This is a genomic window from Acidovorax sp. Root568 (assembly GCF_001427445.1).
Lineage (GTDB): Bacteria > Pseudomonadota > Gammaproteobacteria > Burkholderiales > Burkholderiaceae_C > Acidovorax > Acidovorax delafieldii.
In genome coordinates, this window is record NZ_LMGP01000002.1 from 1 (window position 1) to 20,453 (window position 20,453).

Consider the following 20,453-nt stretch of genomic DNA (forward strand, 5'->3'; position numbering starts at 1 on the left):
TCATCCGCCGCAGCACCTAAGCACCACCACAAACCACCCCATCAACCCCAACACTTTTGCGCTCAGGTCTCAGTAGCGAAGCCCTCGACTATAGCACGACTTTCAGGGCCGGCAAGAAAAATCAGACTCGCCACTTTTCTAGCAGCTTCTCCGGACTCAGGCTGTCGTAGCCCTCAAAGGGCTGATGGATCCAAGGATTGCTCGGCAAAAACTCCACGGAGTAATCTGGAGAAAACGTCGATAGACCCTTCGTCCAGATCACGGCGCTACGTAGCTCGGTGATGGGCGCGTAGTTGGTCTTAAGCATGTTGATCACCGCGTGCAAGGTGTGCCCTGAATCAGCCAGATCATCGACCAAGAGCACGCGCCCTGCAATTTCACCCTTGGGCGTGGTGATAAAGCGTGCAATATCAAGATGTCCTTGCACCGTTCCTGCCTCGGCACGGTAGGAGCTCGTGGACATGATCGCTAACGGCTTATCAAAGATACGACTGAGAATGTCACCTGGGCGCAACCCACCGCGAGCGAGACAGAGGATGGTGTCGAACGCCCAACCCGACTGATGAACTTTCAGCGCCAACTTTTCGATGAGGCTGTGGTACTCGTCATAGCTGACATAGAGGTGTTTTCCGTCTTCGGTCAACATAGTGGATGATTCCTGAACAATTGGCGTTTACTTGATGGCAGCAGGGCAAACTACAGGTCAGACAGCGACATAAGGATGGCGCATCATGATCGTATGGTCGCGATCAGGACTGGTTGAGATCATGTCGATCGGAACCCCTGTCACTTCTTCGATGCGCTCAAGATAGCGGCGCGCACTTTCGGGTAGTTTGTCGTACTCGGTCACCCCGACGGTGGAATCACTCCAGCCAGGGAGCGTTTCATAAATTGGCGTGCACCGAGCGATGTCCTCTGCGCCCATGGGAAGCAAATCAATACGCTGACCGTCGAGCTCGTAACCCGTGCACAGCAACAACTCGTTCAACCCGTCCAGCACATCCAGCTTGGTGATGCAAAGGCCAGTAAGACCATTGACTTGGGCGCTGCGCTTCAACAAAGCTGCATCAAACCAGCCACAGCGACGGCTACGCCCCGTTGTCACTCCCTTTTCAGCGCCCACCGTACTCATGTGATAACCTGGCGTACCAGGCACTTCCCAATCCAACTCTGTAGGGAAAGGCCCGCCACCCACGCGGGTGCAATACGCCTTGGTGATACCGAGGATGTAATGAAGCATGCCCGGCCCCACGCCAGATCCTGCAGCAGCATTCCCCGCCACGCAGTTACTGGAGGTGACATACGGGTATGTGCCATGGTCTACATCCAGCAGGGTCCCTTGAGCGCCCTCAAACAGAAGGTTCGCACCCGCGCGATTCGCCTCATTCAGCTCACGCGACACATCAGCCATCATGGGCTTCAGCAACTCTGCATGGCGCATGGCTTCGGCGTACACGACATCAAACTGCACCTTACCATCCTGGATGTATGGCTTCAGCGCATCGCCAAAAACGAACTTTGCAGAGCCCAGGTACGTGGTCAATACATGGTTATGCAAATCCAGCAATTCGCGCAGCTTGGAAGCAAATCGCTCGGGGTACTTCAAGTCCTGTACGCGCAAGGCACGGCGGGCAATCTTGTCCTCGTAAGCTGGACCAATGCCACGGCCGGTGGTACCAATCTTCTCAGCCCCCCCCTGCTCTCGGGCCGCCTCACGCGCAACGTCAATTGCCGCGTGGAAAGGCAGGATCAGCGGGCATGCCTCACTGATACGCAGGCGCGAACGAACCTCGACACCGGCTTTCTCAAGCCCCTCAATTTCCTCAAACAACTTCGCTGCAGAAAGTACCACGCCATTGCCGATGTAGCACTTGACCCCAGGGCGCATGATGCCGCTCGGGATCAAATGCAGCGCCGTCTTCACACCATTGATCACCAGTGTGTGGCCAGCGTTGTGCCCCCCCTGGAAACGCACAACCCCTTGAGCGCTCTCCGTCAGCCAATCGACCAACTTGCCTTTGCCTTCGTCGCCCCACTGGGTACCGACCACCACTACGTTGCGACCTTTGGTTGCTTTCATCTCAAACCCAATTCAAATGACAATTGCTCAAACAGCCTGCACGACCCAACGGCCCGCAACCTGAACCAGTTCACGATCACAGTGGAACTCATCCACCTCACTCTCGTGCCCTGGCAAAACACACACCACTGTTTCCCCTGCGGACCGAAGCTCTCCAATCGCTGCATTCACATCCGCAGCCTCGCCCCAGGGAGCACGAATGGCAGCCTTCAGCGCAAGGGGTGGCACCACGCCAACCACCTGCTTGATGTCCAAACTAAATCCCGCCGCAGGACGATTTCGGCCAAACACTGCCCCCACCTCGTCGTACCGGCCGCCGCGCACCAGGGCATCGCTGGCACCGGGCGCATAGATCGCGAAGCGCGCACCGCTGTAGTAGGCATATCCACGCAAATCAGCCAAGTCGAAAGTGACAGAGGCTCCGTCAAGACGCGACGCCAACCACTTCAAATTTGATAGCACTTGAGACACACCAGAAATGCGCTTCAGCGCATTTTCAGCCTCAGCCAGAACAGCAGAGTCTCCATATAGCTGGACAAGAGCGAGAAGGCCTTGCCGAGACTCCTCAGGAAAGCCACGCGTCAAGACTGTCAACTCTCCCGCATCCTTGGCCGCCAAAGCAGAATGAATGCCGCTGAGCAGGTGCGGGCTCACGCTCACACCAGCCAACAGGCTGCGGACGATGCGCACGTCCGCAAGATCAATGGTTGTGTCGCGTACATTGGCAACTCGCAAACACTCCCGAGCTAACTGCAAAGCCTCAAGGTCGGCCTCCAGCCCGGTATGCCCATAGATTTCGGCACCAAACTGAAGAGGCTCGCGGGTGGCATGCGGGCGGTCAGGACGCGTGTGCAACACAGGACCACAGTAGCAAAGACGTGTCACACCTTTGCGATTGAGCAAATGCGCATCAATGCGAGCAACCTGCGGAGTCGTATCAGCTCGCAGCCCCATGGAACGACCAGATAGCTGGTCCACCAGTTTGAAGGTTTGCAGATCCAGCGCTTCGCCAGTGCCCGTAAGGAGAGATTCCAGATGCTCCAACAGCGGGGGCATCACTAACTCGTAACCATAACAGCGGGCTGTATCAAGCAGCCCGCGACGCAATTCTTCGATGTGCCGCGCTTCAGACGGCAAGACATCGGCAATGTGATCCGGAAGGACCCAAGCAGACATGGAGAAAAGGGGAGGCTGTTAAAACCGTGATTCTACCGGGACCGGGCGAGACTCCCCAAGGAATCTCCCAGTCGAGGGGTGTGACAGCGTTCAGAAACAAAGCATCAGAAGACCCGCAGCAAGGGCCAACAATGCGAAAAAGCGTATTTGGCCATCCTGCAATTGAGCGATCTGCGCAACCGTACGTTTCCAGACCTGGGGGGACAAAAAAGGCAAAAAACCCTCAATTACCAGGACCAAGGCAAATGCCGTCCAAAGACTGTCCCACATCATTCACCTCTCACAACCAGCGCCACTTGTTTACTTGCGTGGAGCAACAGGCGCCGATGCAGACGCTGAGCCGCGAAAGACCTTGAAGAAGTCAGAGGACGATGGGTCCAGCACCATCACATCGCTTTTCTTATTGAAACTGCCCTTGTACGCCTCGAGACTGCGATAAAACTGGGCAAATTGAGGATCTTTGCCAAACGCTTCGGCGTAGATGCGGGCCGCTTCCGCATCGCCCTCACCTTTCAGCTTTTGAGCATCCCGATAGGCATTGGCGATTGTGATCTCGCGCTGACGATCTGCGTCTGCACGAATCTTTTCGCCTTCTGCAGCACCTGTAGAGCGCAACTCATTGGCCACGCGCTTTCGCTCCGCTTCCATGCGCCGGTACACAGATTCAGTGATGGCTTCCACGTAATCAACACGGGTAATACGCACATCAACCACATCAACCCCCCAGGGCTTGGAACCACGCACTGTCTCCAAGACTTCGCGCTTGACATCAGCCATCAGCGCTTCGCGTTTGAGTGAGAGCAGCTCTTTCACCGTGCGCTTGTTGATTTCCTCCTGGAAAGCATTGCGAACCACCCGATTGAGCTGCATGGCACCCGCCGTCTCGTCCAGCCCAACGTTGCGAATGTACTCAGTGGGCTCGGAAATGCGCCAGCGCACATACCAGTCGATAACGACACGCTGCTTTTCAGCAGTCAACATGGGCTCGGTGTCCGTGCTGTCCAAGGTCAGCAAACGCTTGTCTATGTAGGTGACGTTCTGAAATGGAGGAGGCAGCTTGAAATTGAGGCCAGGCTCCGTGATCACTTCTTTGATCTGACCCAGCGCATACAACACTCCAAACTGCCGCTGGTCCACAACAAAAAGCATGGAGCTCATGAGAGCAAGCACCACCAGAAGGGTAGATGCAATAAAACCGACTCTGTTCACGAACTACTCCTAGCGGGATTCACGTTCACGGGTGCGGCTGGTGTCGCGCGCGCGAGCGTCATTCGAAAAGGTTGGTGCGGGTGTTGCTGGTGACACCGCTGGAGGCGAGCTGGTGGCCGCAGGGGTATCCAGCGCTCCGGACCCGCTTGCTACCCCTTGCATAATTTTGTCGAGCGGCAGGTACAGCAAATTGGAGCCTTGACGCGACTCCACCAGCACCTTGGTCACGTTGCCATAAATCTGCTGCATCGTGTCCAGATACATACGATCACGGGTTACCTGCGGAGCCTTCTGGTACTCCGCCAAAATAGAAGCAAACCGTTGCGAGTCACCTTGAGCCTGTGCAACGATCCTCGCCTTGTACGCAGCAGCCTCCTCGTTCAGACGAGAGGCAGAGCCCACGGCGCGTGGAATCACATCATTCGCGTAAGCCTGTGCCTCGTTTTTGGCACGCTCGCGCTCCTGTCCAGCTTTGAGGACATCATCAAAGGAGGACTGCACCTGCTCAGGCGGCCGCACACCGCCCTGCTGCAAATTGATGCCAACAACTTCGACGCCAACTTTGTAACGGTCCAATATGGTCTGCATGAGCGCGCGAACGCGAGGCGCAATCTGATCCCGCTCTTCAGCCAATGCCGTGTCCATGCGCATCTTGCCCACCACCTCGCGAACGGCGGTCTCCGCCGCTTGAACCACAGCATCTGAGGGATTCTTGCTTTCGAAAAGCCATGCCCTGGCATCGCTCAGGCGATACTGAACAGCAAACTTGATCTCCACGATGTTTTCGTCTTCGGTCAGCATCGCGGACTCTCTCAAGCCCGTGCTTTTGATGACCGTGTCCCTCCCCACATCAGCGGAGCGAATTTGCGTCACAAAAACGAGCTCATGACGCTCAATTGGGTAAGGCAAGCGCCAGTTAAAACCAGCACCCACTGTGCTTTTGTACTTGCCGAATTGCGTAATGACGGCTTGCTGGCCTTCTTGCACTATGAAGAAACCTGTGCCCATCCAGATCACGAACGCAATGCCAGCAATCAAGCCAACACCCACACCGGCGCTTTTCATATCAGGTTGAAAGCCACCGCCAGCCCCTCCTCCCGGGCCACGGCCAGAACCATTCTTTCCCCCGAACAGACTGCCAAGCTTGCGATTAAGGTCACGCCAGAGCTCGTCGAGATCAGGCGGCTGCTGGCCATTGCTTGGCCGCTGATCCCCACCCCTCTGACCTGCGGGTGACGCTGCAGGTCGATCCTCAGGGCGCACGTTACCGTCCTCCGACTTATCATCCCCGCGACCCCAGCGTGGATCGTTCAGATTGAACATGCCCCGAATACGGTCCGGCAATGAAGCCCAGCGTAGGGTGCGAGTATGAAAATTCATGCGCAAAATCTCTGGTTCTCTGATGGCGTCATTCGATCATGCATTGTGCCCAATCAGGGCAACACATCCGGCAATTCAAGGGCGTCTGCTGGGGTCATATCCTCACGCGTAGCCAGCAACCTATCGGCCAAAGCGCGGCGCAGATCATCAAGACCTTCTCCAGATCGAGCACTTACGAACAGACGGGAAAGCGACTGCCCCCCCACTTCGTATTGGTCTACCAGCAGGGAGGGGCGTCGCTCTTCAGGCAATGCGTCAAGCTTGTTGAACACCAGTATCTGCGGAATATCCGATGCACCAATTTCCATCAACACCCGCTCCACCTGCGCCATCTGCTCCGGGAAATCCGGGTTGGAAGCATCCACCACATGAAGCAGCAGATCTGCATCGACAGCCTCTTGCAGCGTAGCCTGAAAGGCATCCACCAATCCGTGAGGGAGATCCCGGATAAAGCCCACCGTATCGGACAGAGAAACAGATCGCGCCGCATCTGCCAGATACAACTGGCGTGTTGTAGTGTCTAGCGTGGCAAAAAGTTGATCCGCTGCATACGCTCGCGCTTTAACCAGAGCATTAAAAAGCGTGGACTTACCCGCGTTGGTGTATCCAACAAGCGAAATATTGAAGGTATCGCGCCTCTCGCGCTGGCGCCGCTGCGTGGAGCGCTGACGCTTGACCTTGATCAAGCGCTCTCTGGTGCGCTTGATCGCGTCACCAATCATCCGTCGATCCAGCTCGATCTGCTTTTCACCCGGACCGCCCCGGGCACCGATACCGCCAGTCTGGCGCTCCAGGTGAGACCAGCGCCGCACCAGCCGTGTACTCACATACTGCAGCTTGGCGAGCTCAACCTGAAGCTTGCCTTCGTGGCTTCGCGCACGTTGCGCAAAGATCTCCAGAATCAACAGCGTGCGGTCATTGACTGGAAGCTCGATATGACGTTCCAGATTACGCTGCTGCGCGGGGCTGAGTGATTGGTCAAACAGCACCTCCACTGCCCCATGCATCTGGGCCAAGGTGCGAATTTCATCCGCTTTGCCAGAGCCAATAAAGAGTGCCGCGTCCGGCGCTTTCCGCTTGCAAGTAATGCGAGCAACAGGCCGTAAACCCGCCGTCTGGGCGAGCAGTCCCAACTCTTCCAACTCAGCATCGAAGTGAGGGAGACCAAAATCAACGCCCACCAGCAACACCGGCGTCATAGCGGACGAGGATGCAGAAGCCGAACTCAAAGCCAACCACCCTCTCCCTGCTCTACCTCGCTCAGAAAGCGAGCCCCGCTACCAGACAACAACTCAAGAGTTGCTGTTGTCAGCATCAGGGGTTTCTGAGGTAGAGAAATTGACCGCCCGACCTGGAACGATCGTAGAAATCGCGTGTTTGTAAACCATCTGCGTCACAGTATTGCGCAGCAACACCACATACTGGTCGAAAGACTCGATTTGCCCCTGCAGCTTGATCCCGTTGACCAAATAGATGGACACTGGAACATGCTCCCGACGCAATGCGTTAAGGAAGGGGTCTTGCAAAAGCTGGCCTTTATTGCTCACGATATTCTCCGTGTTCAAGTGTTGTTGTAAACCAGCACCTTACCACAGCCAGACGCACGCTCTGGCTTTAACACACATGGCCCCTCGACTGAAGAGCCTTTGTCGTCAGGCCTCGTCTTTGTCCGCAAAAGGATTGTGCGAGGTTTTCATCTCAATGCGCAAAGGGGTCCCCACAAGATCAAACTCCTTGCGGAAGCGCCCTTCCAAGAATCGCTTGTAAGCATCAGTCACGTGCTCCAGCGAGTTACCATGGATCACGATCACGGGCGGATTCATGCCGCCTTGGTGCGCATACCGCATTTTGGGGCGGAACATCCCCGCCCTCTTGGGGCTTTGGAACTGAACTGCCTCCAGCAACAGTCGGGTGAGTACTGGCGTGGACATCTTGCAGGTGGCCGCCCGGTGGGCCTGGGCAATAGATGTCCATAGAGGGCCAAGCCCCTGACGCTTCTTCGCAGAAATGAAGTGCAACGAAGCAAACTTCAGAAACGCTAGCCGCGTCTCAATGGAGCGCTCTAAGAGTTGCCGTTGGTAGTCATCCACAGCATCCCATTTGTTCACCGCCAGAACCACAGCGCGGCCACTCTCCAGAATATAGCCCGCGATATGGGCATCCTGGTCCGTTACCCCCTGGGTGGCATCGAGCAATAACAGCACCACATTTGCGGACTCGATGGCTTGGAGCGTTTTCACTACCGAGAATTTTTCGATAGCCTCAAACACCTTCCCTTTGCGGCGCAGTCCTGCAGTATCCACCAGCTCAAAGCGCTGGCCATTGCGCTCAAAAGGCACAGTGATGGCATCGCGGGTCGTGCCGGGCATATCAAATGCCACCAGTCGCTCTTCGCCAAGCCACGTGTTGATCAGGGTGGACTTACCCACGTTAGGGCGCCCCGCCACGGCAAGCTTGATTACGCCCTTGTCCAACGCCGTATCCGAATCGTCAGGCTCAGGCAGATTGAGCGGCTCCAGCGCAATGTCAACCAAACTGCGTATGCCCTGCCCGTGCGCCGCAGACACAGGATAAACCTCGCCCAGCCCCAGCTCATAGAACTCCGCTAGTTGGACGCCCTGGAGCATGCCCTCCGCTTTGTTGGCGACGAGCACGCAAGGCTTGCCCAAGCGACGCAAGTAATTGGCAATGTCGTGGTCTTGCGCGGAAACACCTGCACGGGCATCCACCACAAAAATCACCACGTCCGCCTCTGCGACGGCCTGCTGCGTTTGTTTGGCCATCTCGCGGTAGATGCCGCTGGAAGCGTCGGGTTCGAAGCCACCGGTATCAATGACGATGTACTCGTGTTTTCCCTGCTTGCCGTTACCGTAGTGCCGGTCACGCGTAAGTCCCGCAAAGTCAGCGACGATAGCGTCACGCGACTTGGTCAGACGGTTGAAGAGCGTGGACTTGCCGACATTCGGACGCCCCACGAGGGCGATAACTGGCTTCATTGAATAAGACCGATCAATCTGGACGGAATCCGTAAATGCCGCCATTGCGGGTAACAACCACCAGGGTATCTGCAGCCACGACTGGGGCAGCAGCGATGGCAGACCCATCTGTCGCCAGCCTGTTCAGGGGCGAACCATCTGTACGGGACAGCAAATGCACCAAACCCGAGTCGTCACCGACGACTACCGAGCGTCCTAGAAGCAGTGGCGCCGTGAGTTTGCGGTATTTAAGTCGATCGATACCCCACAAGCGTGAACCGTCCGCGCGGCGCCACGCGACAAGAGTGCCATTGCTCTCAGAACCAAAAATGGCCTCTGCATCGCCGTGAACGCCTTCTGCTCCGCTAGCAGGCTGCGTCCAGACGGTCGTTCCCCTTGCCGTGTTCACACAACCCACAGCAGCTTGAAAGGATCGAGCGCACACTGTTTCGCCCACACGGCTGGTGCGCCCCACCAACTCGACAAGGCGCTCCACGTCATTGGTGCCCCGTGCGCTGGCAATGGGGGTCTCCCATCGCACACTGCCATTGTCAGGATTCAATCCGACCAAACGGCCTGACAACCCCACCACCAGCGTGTCACCCACAGCGGTCAAGACACCAGCCTGGCGCAATATCAAAGGCTCCCCGGGGCGCTGCTGGGCCCAGAGACGACGGCCTGTCGACAGATCAAAGGCAGACACGGATCGATCTGCCGACAACACGAAAACACGACCGCCTGCAACCAGAGGTGGTGTGAATACCTGAGCAGCGAGCGTCTCACGCCAGCGCTCACGCCCCCCATCAATAACGATCAGTGCATTGTTACGCGAGACCACCGCCGCGAACTTGCCATCGCTACCCACAGCTGCCGACAGAGGTTCAGCCAGCGCTGCTCGCCAGATATCCCCCCCCGTACGCGCATCCAGGGCTGCCACCGCACCATCAGCTGACGCGACGGTCACCACATTGCCAGCAACATGGACCTCCAATGGCAATCCAGCCACATTGCCAAGGCGCGCAGTCCATGCTTGCCGCACGCCCAGAACGGCCACATTGGCTCCGAGGTCGGCAGGCACAGGCTTAGACTTGTCGGCGCTCCACAAAGAACAACCGGCCAACGTGGCAGCCACTAGTGCTACCACCAGACCGCGCACAAAAAATTGGTGCCCTGACCTTGCGTTGATAGGCGACGACATGGTTATTTGGACTCCGCAGGTGTTGCGGTTGAAGAGACAGCAGAAGCCACATTCACACCTTGCAGCGAGACACCCAGCGCGTTCAGCTTGATTTCCACCAAACGGCGGTACTCAACACTGTCTTCGAACCCCTTATATGCCTTGGTGTACTCAGCAATCGCGTCCTGACGCTTGTCCTGGAGCATCAGGACGTCACCCTTGCGGTCCGCCACAACAGAGGAGAATTCCGGCGCGAAACTGCTGGATAGTTGCTTGAGTGCTTCGTCATAGTTCTTTTGATCCATGAGCACACCAGCCAATCGCAACTTGGCCAAGGCCTTGAGGCCCTCGTCTGACGATTGTTCTGCAACCCACATAAGCGCCTCTTTGGCGCCTTCGACATTACCAGTGCCCTGCATGGCCTTGGCGAGGGTCAAGCCTGCCTGCCCAGCTTGGACAGTCCCTGCATATTTAGACTTCAGATCGGCAAAAGCTTGTTCCATGCGGACGTTATCGGCAGACCGCGCAGCCACATCCACAGCATCAAACAACGCAGCCGCCTGGGTGGCCTGCCGGGTTTGCCAGTACTGGTAACCGTTCCAAGCAGCCGCTGCACCTGCAACGACAATGACCACGGAGCTGATCAACGTGCCCCAGGTGTTCCAAAAATGCTTGAGCTGGTCTAGCTGCTCTTGTTCTTCAAGGTCGAGATGATTTGCCATGGAATGTGATTGGGTTAGCGGGTGGATTGTAGGGTGGCCGACCATTGCGCGACCAAGTCCAGCGGGCGCTCGGTTTGCTCACCTGCGCCATCACGCAAGGCTTTGACAGTCACCATGCCACGAGACAGCTCATCATCGCCAAACACCAGCGCGTGCATTGCACCACTGGCATCAGCCTTCTTGAATTGCGATTTCATACTGCCCATGCCCTCCAGCGAAGGGGCCGCGTGCATCTGGACACGAACACCATGTTGGCGCAATTGCTCGACAGTAGCCACAGCCCGAGGTAACGCGGCCGCCGAAGGGACAATGGCATAGACGTCCGGAACCAGCAAAGGGGTGGCACTTTGCTGCTCCTTGAGCAACTCCAGTACCCTTTCGACCCCCAACGCCCAACCCACCGCCGGTGCGGCCTTGCCACCGATTTGTTCGATCAAGTAGTCGTAGCGCCCCCCACCGCAGATCGTGCCCTGCGAGCCCAACTGATCCGTCACAAACTCGAACACAGTGAGGTTGTAGTAGTCCATGCCACGCACCAGGCGAGGATTGACAGTCCAAGCTATCCCGTTGGCATCAAGAATGGCCTTGACGGCATTGAAATGAGCCAAAGACTCCTGACCCAGAAAGTCAATCAAACGAGGCGCTGCTTCCACCAGCGACTGCATCGCGGGATTCTTGGTGTCGAGGATACGCAGAGGGTTGCTGTGCAGCCGCCGACGCGCCTCCTCGTCAAGAGCATCGACGTGCTGTTCCAGATACGCGATCAATGCAGCACGGTGAGCCTTGCGCTCGTCCGGCTGCCCCAAACTGTTGAGTTCGAGACGCACATTCTGCAGGCCAAGGTCGCGCCACAGGGCACTCGCCAGAAGAATCAACTCGGCATCGACCTCGGCACCCGGAAACCCCAGTGCCTCGGCGCCGATCTGGTGAAACTGGCGGTAGCGTCCGCGTTGGGGACGCTCATGACGAAACATGGGGCCCATGTAGTACAGGCGCTTACCGCCGTCGTACAACATGGAGTGCTCTGCAACCGCACGCACCACACCAGCTGTCGCTTCGGGGCGAAGCGTCAGCTGCTCCCCATTGAGACGGTCCTCAAACGAGTACATCTCTTTCTCGACAATGTCGGTGACCTCGCCCAATCCACGTACAAACAACGGTGTGGGTTCGACAATGGGTGTGCGGATATTGCGATAGGCGTAGCGCGCCATCAGGTCGCGCACCTTAGCCTCCAGCCACTCCCAGCGGGCAGATTCCGGAGGCAGGATGTCGTTCATGCCCTTCACCGCAACCAGCTTCTCTGGTTTGGACGAGGGACTGCTTTTTTCGTTACTCACAGCGCTTCTTTTCTATGTCTGGCGGAAATTTACATAAGCTGGACAGACCACCTCCCGAGGCTTTACGGTGCGGGTGGCTGCAGCACTACCGGTCAAGCAGCAGACACCCCGGCGCCAAAACGCTTTTCGATGTACTGCTCGACGATGCGATGGAATTCATTGGCGATATCGTCACCGCGCAGGGTCATTGCCTTCTCGCCATCAATGAAGACAGGGGCGGCAGGCGCCTCACCCGTCCCCGGCAGACTGATTCCAATGTCTGCGTGCTTGCTTTCACCCGGGCCATTGACGATGCAGCCCATAACTGCAACCCGTAGCGATTCCACACCCGGATAACGCACGCGCCACACAGGCATTTGCGCACGCAGGAAATCGTCGATTTGCTTGGCCAGGTCCTGAAAGGTGGTGCTGGTGGTACGGCCACATCCCGGGCAAGCGGTAACGCTGGGCACAAAAACCCGCATGCCCAAGGCCTGCAAGATTTCGGATGCCACAACCACCTCTTGGGTACGCGCCTCGCCGGGCTGGGGTGTCAACGACACACGAATCGTGTCGCCAATACCCTCTTGCAGCAGCACAGACAATGCGGCCGCCGAAGCAACCGTTCCCTTGGTTCCCATACCGGCTTCGGTGAGACCCAGGTGCAAAGCGTAGTCGCAACGGCGTGCCAACTCGCGGTACACCGAAATCAGATCCTGCACTCCGCTGACTTTGCACGACAAGATGATCTGGTTGCCGTCCATCCCCATGGCCTCTGCACGACGTGCAGATTCAATGGCCGATGTGATGAGGGCCTCGTACATGACCTGACGAGCCTCCCATGGATTGCTGCGGCGGCTGTTCGTATCCATCAGCTCAGCCAGCAACTCCTGATCGAGACTGCCCCAGTTGACACCGATGCGCACAGCCTTGTTCCAGCGCATGGCAGCCTCGATCATTTGACCAAATTGCTTATCGCGCTTGTCACCTTTGCCCACATTGCCAGGGTTGATTCGGTACTTGGACAAAGCCTGGGCGCAGTCCGGAAACTCGGTGAGCAGGCGGTGTCCGTTGTAGTGAAAATCGCCCACCAAGGGAACGTTCTCACCCATGCGATCCAGTTGCTCTCGGATGTACGGTACCGCTGCAGCAGCTTCTGGCGTATTAACGGTGATGCGGACAAACTCCGACCCCGCCTGAGCGAGCTCCTTGACCTGAATCGCGGTCCCAATGGCATCGACGGTGTCGGTGTTGGTCATGGACTGCACGCGCACGGGAGCATCCCCCCCCACGGTCACCACACGCGAACCCCAGACAACTTTCGCTTGGCGCGAACGTCTAGGTAAGGGCGAAGCAATCGCCACCGGCCCAAAATCAATCGGGGAGTTTTCCACTATTTCACCTCGAAACGCGCCACGTTTTCACGGGCGACTGCCGTCAGATCAAACGGCTTTCCTCGAACAATCACTTCCGTCGCGTCAGCGCGACCGACAATCACCGCCAGGGGCGTGGGTGCCGACACCGATACCGACTCTCCCGCCGCCAGATTGCGTTGCAACGCCAGTGCACCATTGGCATCGCGAACTTGCACCCATGACGCACCGCGCGCGCGCAGCACCAGGAGACCGGAGGGAGCATCTGCCGCGCCATCAGCGGCCGAAACAGCGCCCGCAGACACGCCACTGCCAGCGGCAGCAGGCGCTGGAGGTGCAGCGGAAGGTGGCGCAGCAGACACAGGCACCGAAGCCGCCGAAGCAGCGGCGGGCGATGCAGAAATAGATGCATCGGCGGGGCGCTCCAACGTTGGTGGCACCACTGCAGGTGCAGGCTCGGAGGCATTGGCCGGCAAAGCATCTGGCACCGCAACGGGCACTGGATCGGAAGAATCCCCTGGCGTGGAATGCCGAGGGACAAAGAACAAAACCACAGCTCCCACCAACAGTGCAAGAACGACCAACACCACCGAACGCGAGCCGGAACCTGAACCCGCGAATGACGCCGAAGAGGACGACGAAGATTTGCCGGCACTACCCTTCACAGGTGCATTGATACCCGCGCTGTCCACAGACAGACGAGGACTTTGACTTTGGGGAAGCAAAGACAAAATGGGCGCTGGGTCAATTTTGAGGGTACGGCAAACACTCGAAGCCAGCGCGCGCACAAATACGGTGTCAGGCAGCACTGTGTAGTTATCTGCCTCCAGGGCTTCCAACTTGCTGACGGGTACTTTCAACGCAACCGCCAGGGCTGCGATGTGCATGCCTGCCGCCTGCCGGGCCTCCTTGAGCAAGCCGCCCGCCGTCACTCCGCTCTCCACCACCTCACTCATTGAAAGCCCCACGTTCGTATGCACCCAGCTCCCTGGAATCCGGGAAGCGCTTGCGCAACTGAGCAGCCAGTTGCCTCATTGCCACGGTGTCGCCCAAAGCCCGCTCCACCTTGATGCCCAGCCACAACGATTCAGAGTTGGCGAAATCGCTGTTGTTGAGCCGTCGAATGTAAAACTGCGCACGCGACAACTCGTTGCGCCGCAGCAAGAGCGCTGCGAGGTGATAACCGACCACCGGATTCGCAGCATCGAATTCATAGGCCTTCAAGAAAGACTGTTCCGCTTCGGGAAACTGTCCCGCCCCTGACTGGCACAGGCCACGGGCCATCCACGTTTTGCCACGCGCTGTATAGGCGGGGTTGGCAATGGCTCGGACAAAATATTGGTCGGCCTCCACGTACTTTTGCTGCTGGCACATCAGCCAGCCATAGTTGTGCAGTACGTTGGAGTCATTTGCCCTTAGCGACAAGGCACGGCGGAAACTGTCTTCGGCCTGTGCATAGTCACTCAGGCGCATGTAAATCAGGCCACGAAGATTGAAAGCATCGGCATAAGAAGGATCTGCAGCCAGCGACTGCTTGACTTCATCCAGTGCGACCGCCGTTTGCCCCAATTCAAAATAGTTGGAGGCCAACTCCAGCCGGATGCGAGCGCGGCGCCGCGACTCAGGCTCATCGGACGGAGTCACCAAGCCTGCATCGGCGTCACTGACTGCAGACGATGCGTTTGTTGCACACCCCTGGAGCGCCCATATGCAAACCACCGCACTGCATGCCGTGAGTGTCCAGCGGCCAATATGCTGCCAGCGTCCAACCATTCCCGCCATGTAGAGCCTCCTTGAAGTTTGCCAACTGCCTGATCAAGTCACCGGTTTGAGCACGATTGTGCGCTGCTTTGCCATGCGTTCTGCGGCCCGGGTACGATCTTTGACATCCCCAGCCAATTGACCGCACGCCGCGTCAATGTCATCACCGCGCGTCTTGCGCACCGTGGTGATAATGCCCGCGTCACTGAGTATCTTGGCAAAGGCCTGCACCTGATTTTGCGGGGACCGCAACAGCCCTGATGCGGGAAACGGATTAAAAGGAATCAGATTGAACTTGCAGCGAATACCACTGCGCTTGACCAACTCGATCAGTTGGCGCGCATGCTCCGTCTGGTCATTGACACCATCAAGCATGCAGTATTCGAACGTGATGAAGTCACGGGGTGCATGCGCCAAATAGCGGTTGCAAGCGTCCAGCAACTCCTCGATCGGATACTTGCGATTGAGCGGAACCAGGTTGTCGCGCAGGGGGTCATTGGGTGCGTGCAGCGACACCGCCAATGCCACGGGACAGTCTTGCGCAAGGCGGTCCATCATGGGCACGACGCCCGATGTAGACACCGTCACGCGGCGGCGCGACAGGCCATACCCGTGATCGTCCAGCATTACTTTGAGCGCAGGTACTAATGCCGAATAGTTTTGCAGCGGCTCCCCCATGCCCATCATGACCACATTCGAGATCACACGGTCTTCAGTCTGCAAGCGCTTGCGCAGGGAGTGCTCTGCAAACCACAGCTGGGCGACGATCTCACCCGTCGTCAGATTGCGACTGAAACCCTGATGGCCTGTAGAACAGAAGCGGCAACCGACAGCGCAGCCCGCCTGCGATGACACACAGAGGGTTCCACGATCATCCTCCGGGATGAACACGGCCTCCACCGCGTTGCCATCACCCACATCAAACAGCCACTTCACAGTGCCGTCCGAGGACACATGCTCTGAAACAACGGGCAGTGACTCGACCTGCGCGCAGCCCTTGAGCTTGTCACGCAAGGCCTTGGCCAAGTCGCTCATGGCGTCGAAATCGCTGGCACCGCGCTGATGAATCCAACGAAACAGCTGGGTGGCGCGGAAGCGCTTTTCCCCCAGCCGCTCGCAAAACGCCGCCAGACCGTCGAGGTCGAATTCCAGCAGATTCGTGCTCATGGTGCCAAACCCACTGGAGACCAGGCATAGCTACCCCCATGACACTGGACTCCCACCAAGGTGGGTGCGGGCATGGGGAGCATCACCATCTCAGCGCGAGTAGATATTCAGGCCGGGGAAGAAGAATGCCACTTCGGCCTGTGCGGTTTCAGCGGCGTCGGAGCCGTGCACAGCGTTAGCGTCGATGCTGTCAGCGAAGTCGGCGCGGATGGTGCCAGCTTCTGCCTTCTTGGGGTCGGTTGCGCCCATGAGTTCACGGTTCTTGAGGATGGCGTTCTCGCCTTCCAAGGCCTGGATCATCACAGGGCCGGAGATCATGAAGTCCACCAGGTCCTTGAAGAAAGGACGCTCTTTGTGCACTGCATAGAACTGCTCGGCTTCCAGGCGCGACAGGTGGGCCATGCGGGCTGCCACGACCTTGAGGCCGGCAGCTTCAAAACGAGCGTATATCTGACCGATGACGTTCTTGGCCACTGCGTCGGGCTTAATGATGGAGAGAGTGCGTTCGATTGCCATGTTGATTTCCTGAATGGTTGTTGCTGTGATTCGTTTGTCCACCGGACAAAGCCCTCGATTCTAACCGGGGAGCGTGAAGGCAGGAGCACTCAGCGCCCACCACCTCCGCGCCGGGGACCGCCGCCACCGGGGCGTCGTTTGTCCTGGCGGTGGCGCGAGAGGCTGTCCATGCCGATGTAGCCCACCGACGTTTTCATCGGATCGGGCTGTGCCGAGCCCCCACGCTGGCGATCTCCCCCTGCAGCGTTGTTGCCACGGGCAGGGCCCTGGCCGCCATCGCGGCGCGGTTTCTGGCCACGGGGGCCACCAGGGGCGGCTGGCTGCGACATGTCCCGACGCGAGCCATCACCGCGTGGTCCACCACGGCCACGGTTGCGCGGCTTGCCATTGCGCCCGCCAGCACCAGCCCCTTCAGGACGTCCCTCAACAGGCTCGGGGTGCCCAGCACCTGCGGCCTGAACCAGTGCGCGGATATCACTCTCGTCCAGTTCCAGCCAGGCTCCGCGCTTGAGGCCGCGCGGCAGCACCATGGCACCGTAGCGGATGCGGATCAGGCGACTGACCGCATGACCCACCGATTCGAGCATGCGGCGTACTTCACGGTTGCGGCCTTCGGAGATGGTGACCCGGTACCAGCAGTTGGAACCCTCTCCACCACCGTCCTCGATGGAGCCAAACGATGCCATGCCGTCATCCAGGCGCACGCCATCCAGCAGTTTTTGTTTTTCCTCGTTGCTCAGAGCACCCAGCACCCGAACGGCGTACTCGCGCTCCAACCCAAAGCGTGGATGCATCAATTTGTTCGCCAGCTCGCCCGAGCTGGTGAACAGCAAGAGCCCCTCCGTGTTCAAGTCCAGGCGTCCTACCGACTGCCACTTGCCCTGCATGAGCCGGGGCAGCTTGCGAAAGACGGTGGGTCGATTCTGGGGATCGTCATGGGTCACGACCTCGCCCACAGGTTTGTGATATGCGATTACGCGCGCCGGAGGGGGGTCGATGCGATAGCGGATCGGCTTGCCGTTGACCTTGACATGATCGCCAAACTGAATGCGCTGTCCGATGTGAGCAGGTTCGTTGTTGACCGAGATCCGCCCCTCCAGGATCAATTGCTCCATCTCCAGCCGCGATCCCAGCCCTGCCTGGGCCAGCACCTTGTGCAGTTTAGGTGTCTCGACCTGCGGCAGCAGCACCCGCTTCTGCGGCACCGCGTCTGCGGAGGCATCTTCTTCGTCGAAACGACCGGAGACTACATCCTCAAACTGATAGCCCTCCACGACAGGGGCAGCTCTGCGCTTGTCGCGCCCTGCCCCATCAGGACGCTGAGGCCGTTCACGAGATTCGCCACGAGGGGGCCTCCCTGCCTGCCGAGTATTGCCCTCGCCGTCGGCTGCCGATACGACCGCCTCAGGAGATATCGAGTCCATGACGACCGCCTGCACCTGGGCCACAGGCACCTCTGGCGCCGCAGCCTCCGACACAGGCACCGAAGTACCGACCTGCATCGCCACCACAGCTTCAGGCACCGCTTCCTCGGCAAGGACAGCTTCCGCCTTTTTGCGAGGAGCCCGCTTGGCAGCCGGCTTTTTGGCAGCGGGCACCGTATCAGCAGCATTCAACCCATGCACTTCGGCCGGATTTTCGGAGGTCGATTCGTTCATCAAGTATTTCCCTGGATACCACCCGGGGTATCAGCATGGTCGTCGTGGAGATCAGTCTCCACATTCTGAAAAAAATCATCCACGGGCCGCTTACCACCCGTATCAGTCACAGCCTCCACAGACTCCACTGGCTCTTGCCCACCGAATTCGTGCGGCAAAACCGCCAGCAGATCAGGCTCACCCCCGATGGCTCCCTGGGCGGCGGCAGCCATGGCTTCCAACACATTCGCATTGCCTGTCGGGTCATCGAGCACCGGCAGTTGGTCCAGAGACTGCAGGCCCATATCGTCCAGAAACTGGCGGGTCGTGGCGAACAACGCCGGGCGCCCCACCGTTTCGCGGTGGCCAATGACCTCCACCCAACCCCGGTCTTCCAACTGTTTGATGATCAGGCTGTTGACCGTCACACCCCGAATGTCCTCGATATCCCCGCGCGTGACCGGTTGCCGGTAGGCAATGATGGCCAGGGTTTCCATGGTGGCCCGGGTGTAGCGCGGCGGTTTTTCGGGATGCAGACGGTCCAGGTATTCACGCATTTCAGGACGGCTCTGGAAGCGCCATCCCGTTGCCACATGTACCAACTCCACCCCACGCTGCGCCCAATCAAGCTGCAGTTCCTGCAACAGCACCTTGAGGGTGTCGGACCCCAGCGCGTCGTTGAACAACACCCGCAGCTCGCGCACGGGCACGGGCTGCTGCGCGCAGATCAACGCAGTTTCGAGGACCCTTTTGGCATCCACCGTGTTCATGGTTCAGCGATTCCTGGAAAAGTGCCACGCGTTGCAACGGGTGTCACATCAACAGCAGGGGCAATCATTGGTGCACCGCGCAATGGCGCTGGTGCGTTGGTAGAGCCCGGCGGGATTCCGGCTGCGGGCTAGGGCCGTCACGGCCGTTCAGGGCGCATTGTAGCCCAGGCCCCATTCTGACAGCGCCCGGCGCATATCGTCGGGTACAGGGGCACGGAACTCCAGAGGATCCCCCGTCACCGGATGCGCAAAAGCCAACCGGTAGGCGTGCAGGGCCTGGCGTTGCAAGGCCCCGACCGGCGCGCCACCGTACAAGGCATCGCCCACCAAAGGATGGCGCAGAGACGCCATGTGCACGCGAATCTGGTGCGTGCGCCCGGTGTGCAAGGTGCACTGCACCCAGCAACCACGCTCGCTTCCCTCCAGACACAGGAAATCCGTGCGGGCGGTTTTGCCAGGGTGTACCGCCAAGTCCACCACCGCCATGCGCAGGCGATTGCGAGGGTCCCGCCCGATGGGGGCATCCACCGAGCGGGTCGCCCCCCCCGTCCAGGCACCATGCGCCATGGCCACGTACTGGCGCTTGACCTTGCGCTCGGCAATCAGCGCCACCAGGGCGTCCATGGTCGCACGGTCCCGGGCGACCACCATAAGACCGCTGGTGTCCTTGTCCAGGCGGTGAACGATACCAGCCCGTGGCACCCGCAGTGCCTTGTCGTCGCGGGCCAGCAGGCCGTTGAGCAGGGTGCCGCTCCAGTTGCCTGGCGCAGGGTGCACAACCAAGCCTGCGGGCTTGTTCACCACCAGCAAGTGCTCGTCTTCGTACACCACATCAATCGCCATGGGCTCAGGCCGGAAGGCCTGGCTTTGGAGGGTGGGCCGCATCTCCAGCACCACCAGGTCACCAGCCTTGACCCGCGCGGCTGCCTTGAGAGCAGGCTTGCCATTGAGGCTGACCAGCCCCTGGGCCAGCAATTGCTGAAGATAGCTGCGGGAGAACTCGGGAACCAGCTCCACCAGCGCACGGTCCAGCCGCTCGGCGTGCTGGCCTGGGCCCATCTGCAACGAGCGCAGCTCGCTGTCCGCGTCGGCCAGGGCTTCCGATTCATCGGCCAGCAGCAGGGAATCGCCCTCCTGCGCTGTCGTCGCCTCAGACGCTTCGGGACCACCGCCCGGCGAGTGATCCGCCATCGG

The 20,453-nt window shown here is 58.8% G+C and carries 20 protein-coding genes; all 20 read right to left on the bottom strand.

All coding sequences use genetic code 11. The annotated features are described in order from the left end of the window. Nucleotides 1–121 precede the first annotated feature (121 nt). The 20 genes from ASD75_RS03435 to ASD75_RS03525 all read right to left on the bottom strand — a co-directional run bounded on the left by ASD75_RS03435 (nucleotide 122) and on the right by ASD75_RS03525 (nucleotide 20,450). Nucleotides 122–646 (bottom strand): phosphoribosyltransferase, encoded by a 525-nt coding sequence (locus ASD75_RS03435; protein ID WP_056062011.1) that lies wholly within the window; start codon nucleotides 644–646, stop codon nucleotides 122–124. A gap of 57 nt (nucleotides 647–703) precedes the next feature. Then, nucleotides 704–2,080: an adenylosuccinate synthase gene (locus tag ASD75_RS03440; protein ID WP_056743262.1), complete on the bottom strand. Its 1,377-nt coding sequence runs from the start codon at nucleotides 2,078–2,080 to the stop codon at nucleotides 704–706. 27 nt (nucleotides 2,081–2,107) lie between these two features. After that, entirely contained in the window at nucleotides 2,108–3,256 is a 1,149-nt protein-coding gene (locus tag ASD75_RS03445; RefSeq protein WP_056743265.1) for an ATP phosphoribosyltransferase regulatory subunit, read from the bottom strand. A gap of 90 nt (nucleotides 3,257–3,346) precedes the next feature. Beyond that, nucleotides 3,347–3,529 (bottom strand): DUF2065 domain-containing protein, encoded by a 183-nt coding sequence (locus tag ASD75_RS03450; protein ID WP_056062002.1) that lies wholly within the window; start codon nucleotides 3,527–3,529, stop codon nucleotides 3,347–3,349. A 27-nt stretch (nucleotides 3,530–3,556) separates the two neighbouring features. Continuing rightward, nucleotides 3,557–4,465, bottom strand: coding sequence for a protease modulator HflC (hflC, locus tag ASD75_RS03455; RefSeq protein ID WP_056061999.1), 909 nt, complete (start codon nucleotides 4,463–4,465; stop codon nucleotides 3,557–3,559). A 9-nt stretch (nucleotides 4,466–4,474) separates the two neighbouring features. Beyond that, nucleotides 4,475–5,845, bottom strand: a complete 1,371-nt coding sequence (hflK, locus tag ASD75_RS03460) for an FtsH protease activity modulator HflK (RefSeq protein WP_056743267.1) — start codon at nucleotides 5,843–5,845, stop codon at nucleotides 4,475–4,477. Nucleotides 5,846–5,898: 53 nt separating this feature from the next. Beyond that, complete coding sequence (gene hflX, locus ASD75_RS03465; RefSeq protein WP_200947555.1) at nucleotides 5,899–7,044, bottom strand: GTPase HflX; 1,146 nt, start codon at nucleotides 7,042–7,044, stop codon at nucleotides 5,899–5,901. A gap of 93 nt (nucleotides 7,045–7,137) precedes the next feature. Next, complete coding sequence (gene hfq, locus ASD75_RS03470; protein ID WP_056743269.1) at nucleotides 7,138–7,392, bottom strand: RNA chaperone Hfq; 255 nt, start codon at nucleotides 7,390–7,392, stop codon at nucleotides 7,138–7,140. A 105-nt stretch (nucleotides 7,393–7,497) separates the two neighbouring features. Beyond that, complete coding sequence (gene der / locus ASD75_RS03475; RefSeq protein WP_056062205.1) at nucleotides 7,498–8,841, bottom strand: ribosome biogenesis GTPase Der; 1,344 nt, start codon at nucleotides 8,839–8,841, stop codon at nucleotides 7,498–7,500. Between the two features lie 13 nt (nucleotides 8,842–8,854). After that, nucleotides 8,855–10,018 carry an outer membrane protein assembly factor BamB gene (bamB, locus tag ASD75_RS23055; RefSeq protein WP_082564873.1) on the bottom strand — a complete coding sequence of 388 codons (1,164 nt, stop codon included), beginning with the start codon at nucleotides 10,016–10,018 and terminating at the stop codon, nucleotides 8,855–8,857. A gap of 2 nt (nucleotides 10,019–10,020) precedes the next feature. Continuing rightward, the gene (locus ASD75_RS03480) at nucleotides 10,021–10,719 is read right to left on the bottom strand and encodes a tetratricopeptide repeat protein (RefSeq protein WP_056743271.1); all 699 of its coding nucleotides are present in this window, start codon (nucleotides 10,717–10,719) and stop codon (nucleotides 10,021–10,023) included. A 14-nt stretch (nucleotides 10,720–10,733) separates the two neighbouring features. After that, entirely contained in the window at nucleotides 10,734–11,996 is a 1,263-nt protein-coding gene (hisS, locus tag ASD75_RS03485) for a histidine--tRNA ligase (RefSeq protein WP_056061987.1), read from the bottom strand. A gap of 152 nt (nucleotides 11,997–12,148) precedes the next feature. Continuing rightward, entirely contained in the window at nucleotides 12,149–13,429 is a 1,281-nt protein-coding gene (gene ispG / locus ASD75_RS03490; RefSeq protein WP_056061984.1) for a flavodoxin-dependent (E)-4-hydroxy-3-methylbut-2-enyl-diphosphate synthase, read from the bottom strand. Further along, complete coding sequence (locus tag ASD75_RS23060) at nucleotides 13,429–14,364, bottom strand: RodZ domain-containing protein (protein ID WP_082564874.1); 936 nt, start codon at nucleotides 14,362–14,364, stop codon at nucleotides 13,429–13,431. The genes ispG and ASD75_RS23060 overlap by 1 nt, the downstream gene beginning before the upstream one ends. Further along, on the bottom strand, nucleotides 14,357–15,190 hold the full coding sequence (gene pilW / locus ASD75_RS03500) for a type IV pilus biogenesis/stability protein PilW (RefSeq protein WP_056061981.1): 834 nt from the start codon (nucleotides 15,188–15,190) through the stop codon (nucleotides 14,357–14,359). The genes ASD75_RS23060 and pilW overlap by 8 nt, the downstream gene beginning before the upstream one ends. A gap of 33 nt (nucleotides 15,191–15,223) precedes the next feature. Further along, nucleotides 15,224–16,336: a 23S rRNA (adenine(2503)-C(2))-methyltransferase RlmN gene (gene rlmN, locus ASD75_RS03505; RefSeq protein ID WP_056743275.1), complete on the bottom strand. Its 1,113-nt coding sequence runs from the start codon at nucleotides 16,334–16,336 to the stop codon at nucleotides 15,224–15,226. Between the two features lie 90 nt (nucleotides 16,337–16,426). Continuing rightward, a complete protein-coding gene (ndk, locus tag ASD75_RS03510) occupies nucleotides 16,427–16,852 on the bottom strand; it encodes a nucleoside-diphosphate kinase (RefSeq protein ID WP_008905954.1) in 426 nt (141 codons plus the stop codon). Between the two features lie 89 nt (nucleotides 16,853–16,941). Next, nucleotides 16,942–18,510 carry a pseudouridine synthase gene (locus ASD75_RS03515; protein WP_056743277.1) on the bottom strand — a complete coding sequence of 523 codons (1,569 nt, stop codon included), beginning with the start codon at nucleotides 18,508–18,510 and terminating at the stop codon, nucleotides 16,942–16,944. Then, on the bottom strand, nucleotides 18,510–19,259 hold the full coding sequence (scpB, locus tag ASD75_RS03520) for an SMC-Scp complex subunit ScpB (RefSeq protein ID WP_056743279.1): 750 nt from the start codon (nucleotides 19,257–19,259) through the stop codon (nucleotides 18,510–18,512). Before scpB ends, ASD75_RS03515 begins: the two co-directional genes overlap by 1 nt. Before the next feature lie 147 nt (nucleotides 19,260–19,406). After that, entirely contained in the window at nucleotides 19,407–20,450 is a 1,044-nt protein-coding gene (locus ASD75_RS03525; RefSeq protein ID WP_056743281.1) for an RluA family pseudouridine synthase, read from the bottom strand. Between the last annotated feature and the right edge of the window lie 3 nt (nucleotides 20,451–20,453).

Coding starts and splice junctions, on each gene's coding strand:
- scpB (WP_056743279.1), bottom strand. CDS start 19,259: ATGAACACGGTGGATGCCAAAAGGGTCCTCGAAACTGCGTTGATCTGC.
- pilW (WP_056061981.1), bottom strand. CDS start 15,190: ATGGCGGGAATGGTTGGACGCTGGCAGCATATTGGCCGCTGGACACTC.
- ASD75_RS03525 (WP_056743281.1), bottom strand. CDS start 20,450: ATGGCGGATCACTCGCCGGGCGGTGGTCCCGAAGCGTCTGAGGCGACG.
- bamB (WP_082564873.1), bottom strand. CDS start 10,018: ATGTCGTCGCCTATCAACGCAAGGTCAGGGCACCAATTTTTTGTGCGC.
- der (WP_056062205.1), bottom strand. CDS start 8,841: ATGAAGCCAGTTATCGCCCTCGTGGGGCGTCCGAATGTCGGCAAGTCC.
- ASD75_RS03440 (WP_056743262.1), bottom strand. CDS start 2,080: ATGAAAGCAACCAAAGGTCGCAACGTAGTGGTGGTCGGTACCCAGTGG.
- ASD75_RS03435 (WP_056062011.1), bottom strand. CDS start 646: ATGTTGACCGAAGACGGAAAACACCTCTATGTCAGCTATGACGAGTAC.
- ASD75_RS23060 (WP_082564874.1), bottom strand. CDS start 14,364: ATGAGTGAGGTGGTGGAGAGCGGAGTGACGGCGGGCGGCTTGCTCAAG.
- ASD75_RS03480 (WP_056743271.1), bottom strand. CDS start 10,719: ATGGCAAATCATCTCGACCTTGAAGAACAAGAGCAGCTAGACCAGCTC.
- hflX (WP_200947555.1), bottom strand. CDS start 7,044: ATGACGCCGGTGTTGCTGGTGGGCGTTGATTTTGGTCTCCCTCACTTC.
- hflK (WP_056743267.1), bottom strand. CDS start 5,845: ATGAATTTTCATACTCGCACCCTACGCTGGGCTTCATTGCCGGACCGT.
- ASD75_RS03445 (WP_056743265.1), bottom strand. CDS start 3,256: ATGTCTGCTTGGGTCCTTCCGGATCACATTGCCGATGTCTTGCCGTCT.
- hisS (WP_056061987.1), bottom strand. CDS start 11,996: ATGAACGACATCCTGCCTCCGGAATCTGCCCGCTGGGAGTGGCTGGAG.
- rlmN (WP_056743275.1), bottom strand. CDS start 16,336: ATGAGCACGAATCTGCTGGAATTCGACCTCGACGGTCTGGCGGCGTTT.
- ASD75_RS03515 (WP_056743277.1), bottom strand. CDS start 18,510: ATGAACGAATCGACCTCCGAAAATCCGGCCGAAGTGCATGGGTTGAAT.
- ndk (WP_008905954.1), bottom strand. CDS start 16,852: ATGGCAATCGAACGCACTCTCTCCATCATTAAGCCCGACGCAGTGGCC.
- ASD75_RS03450 (WP_056062002.1), bottom strand. CDS start 3,529: ATGATGTGGGACAGTCTTTGGACGGCATTTGCCTTGGTCCTGGTAATT.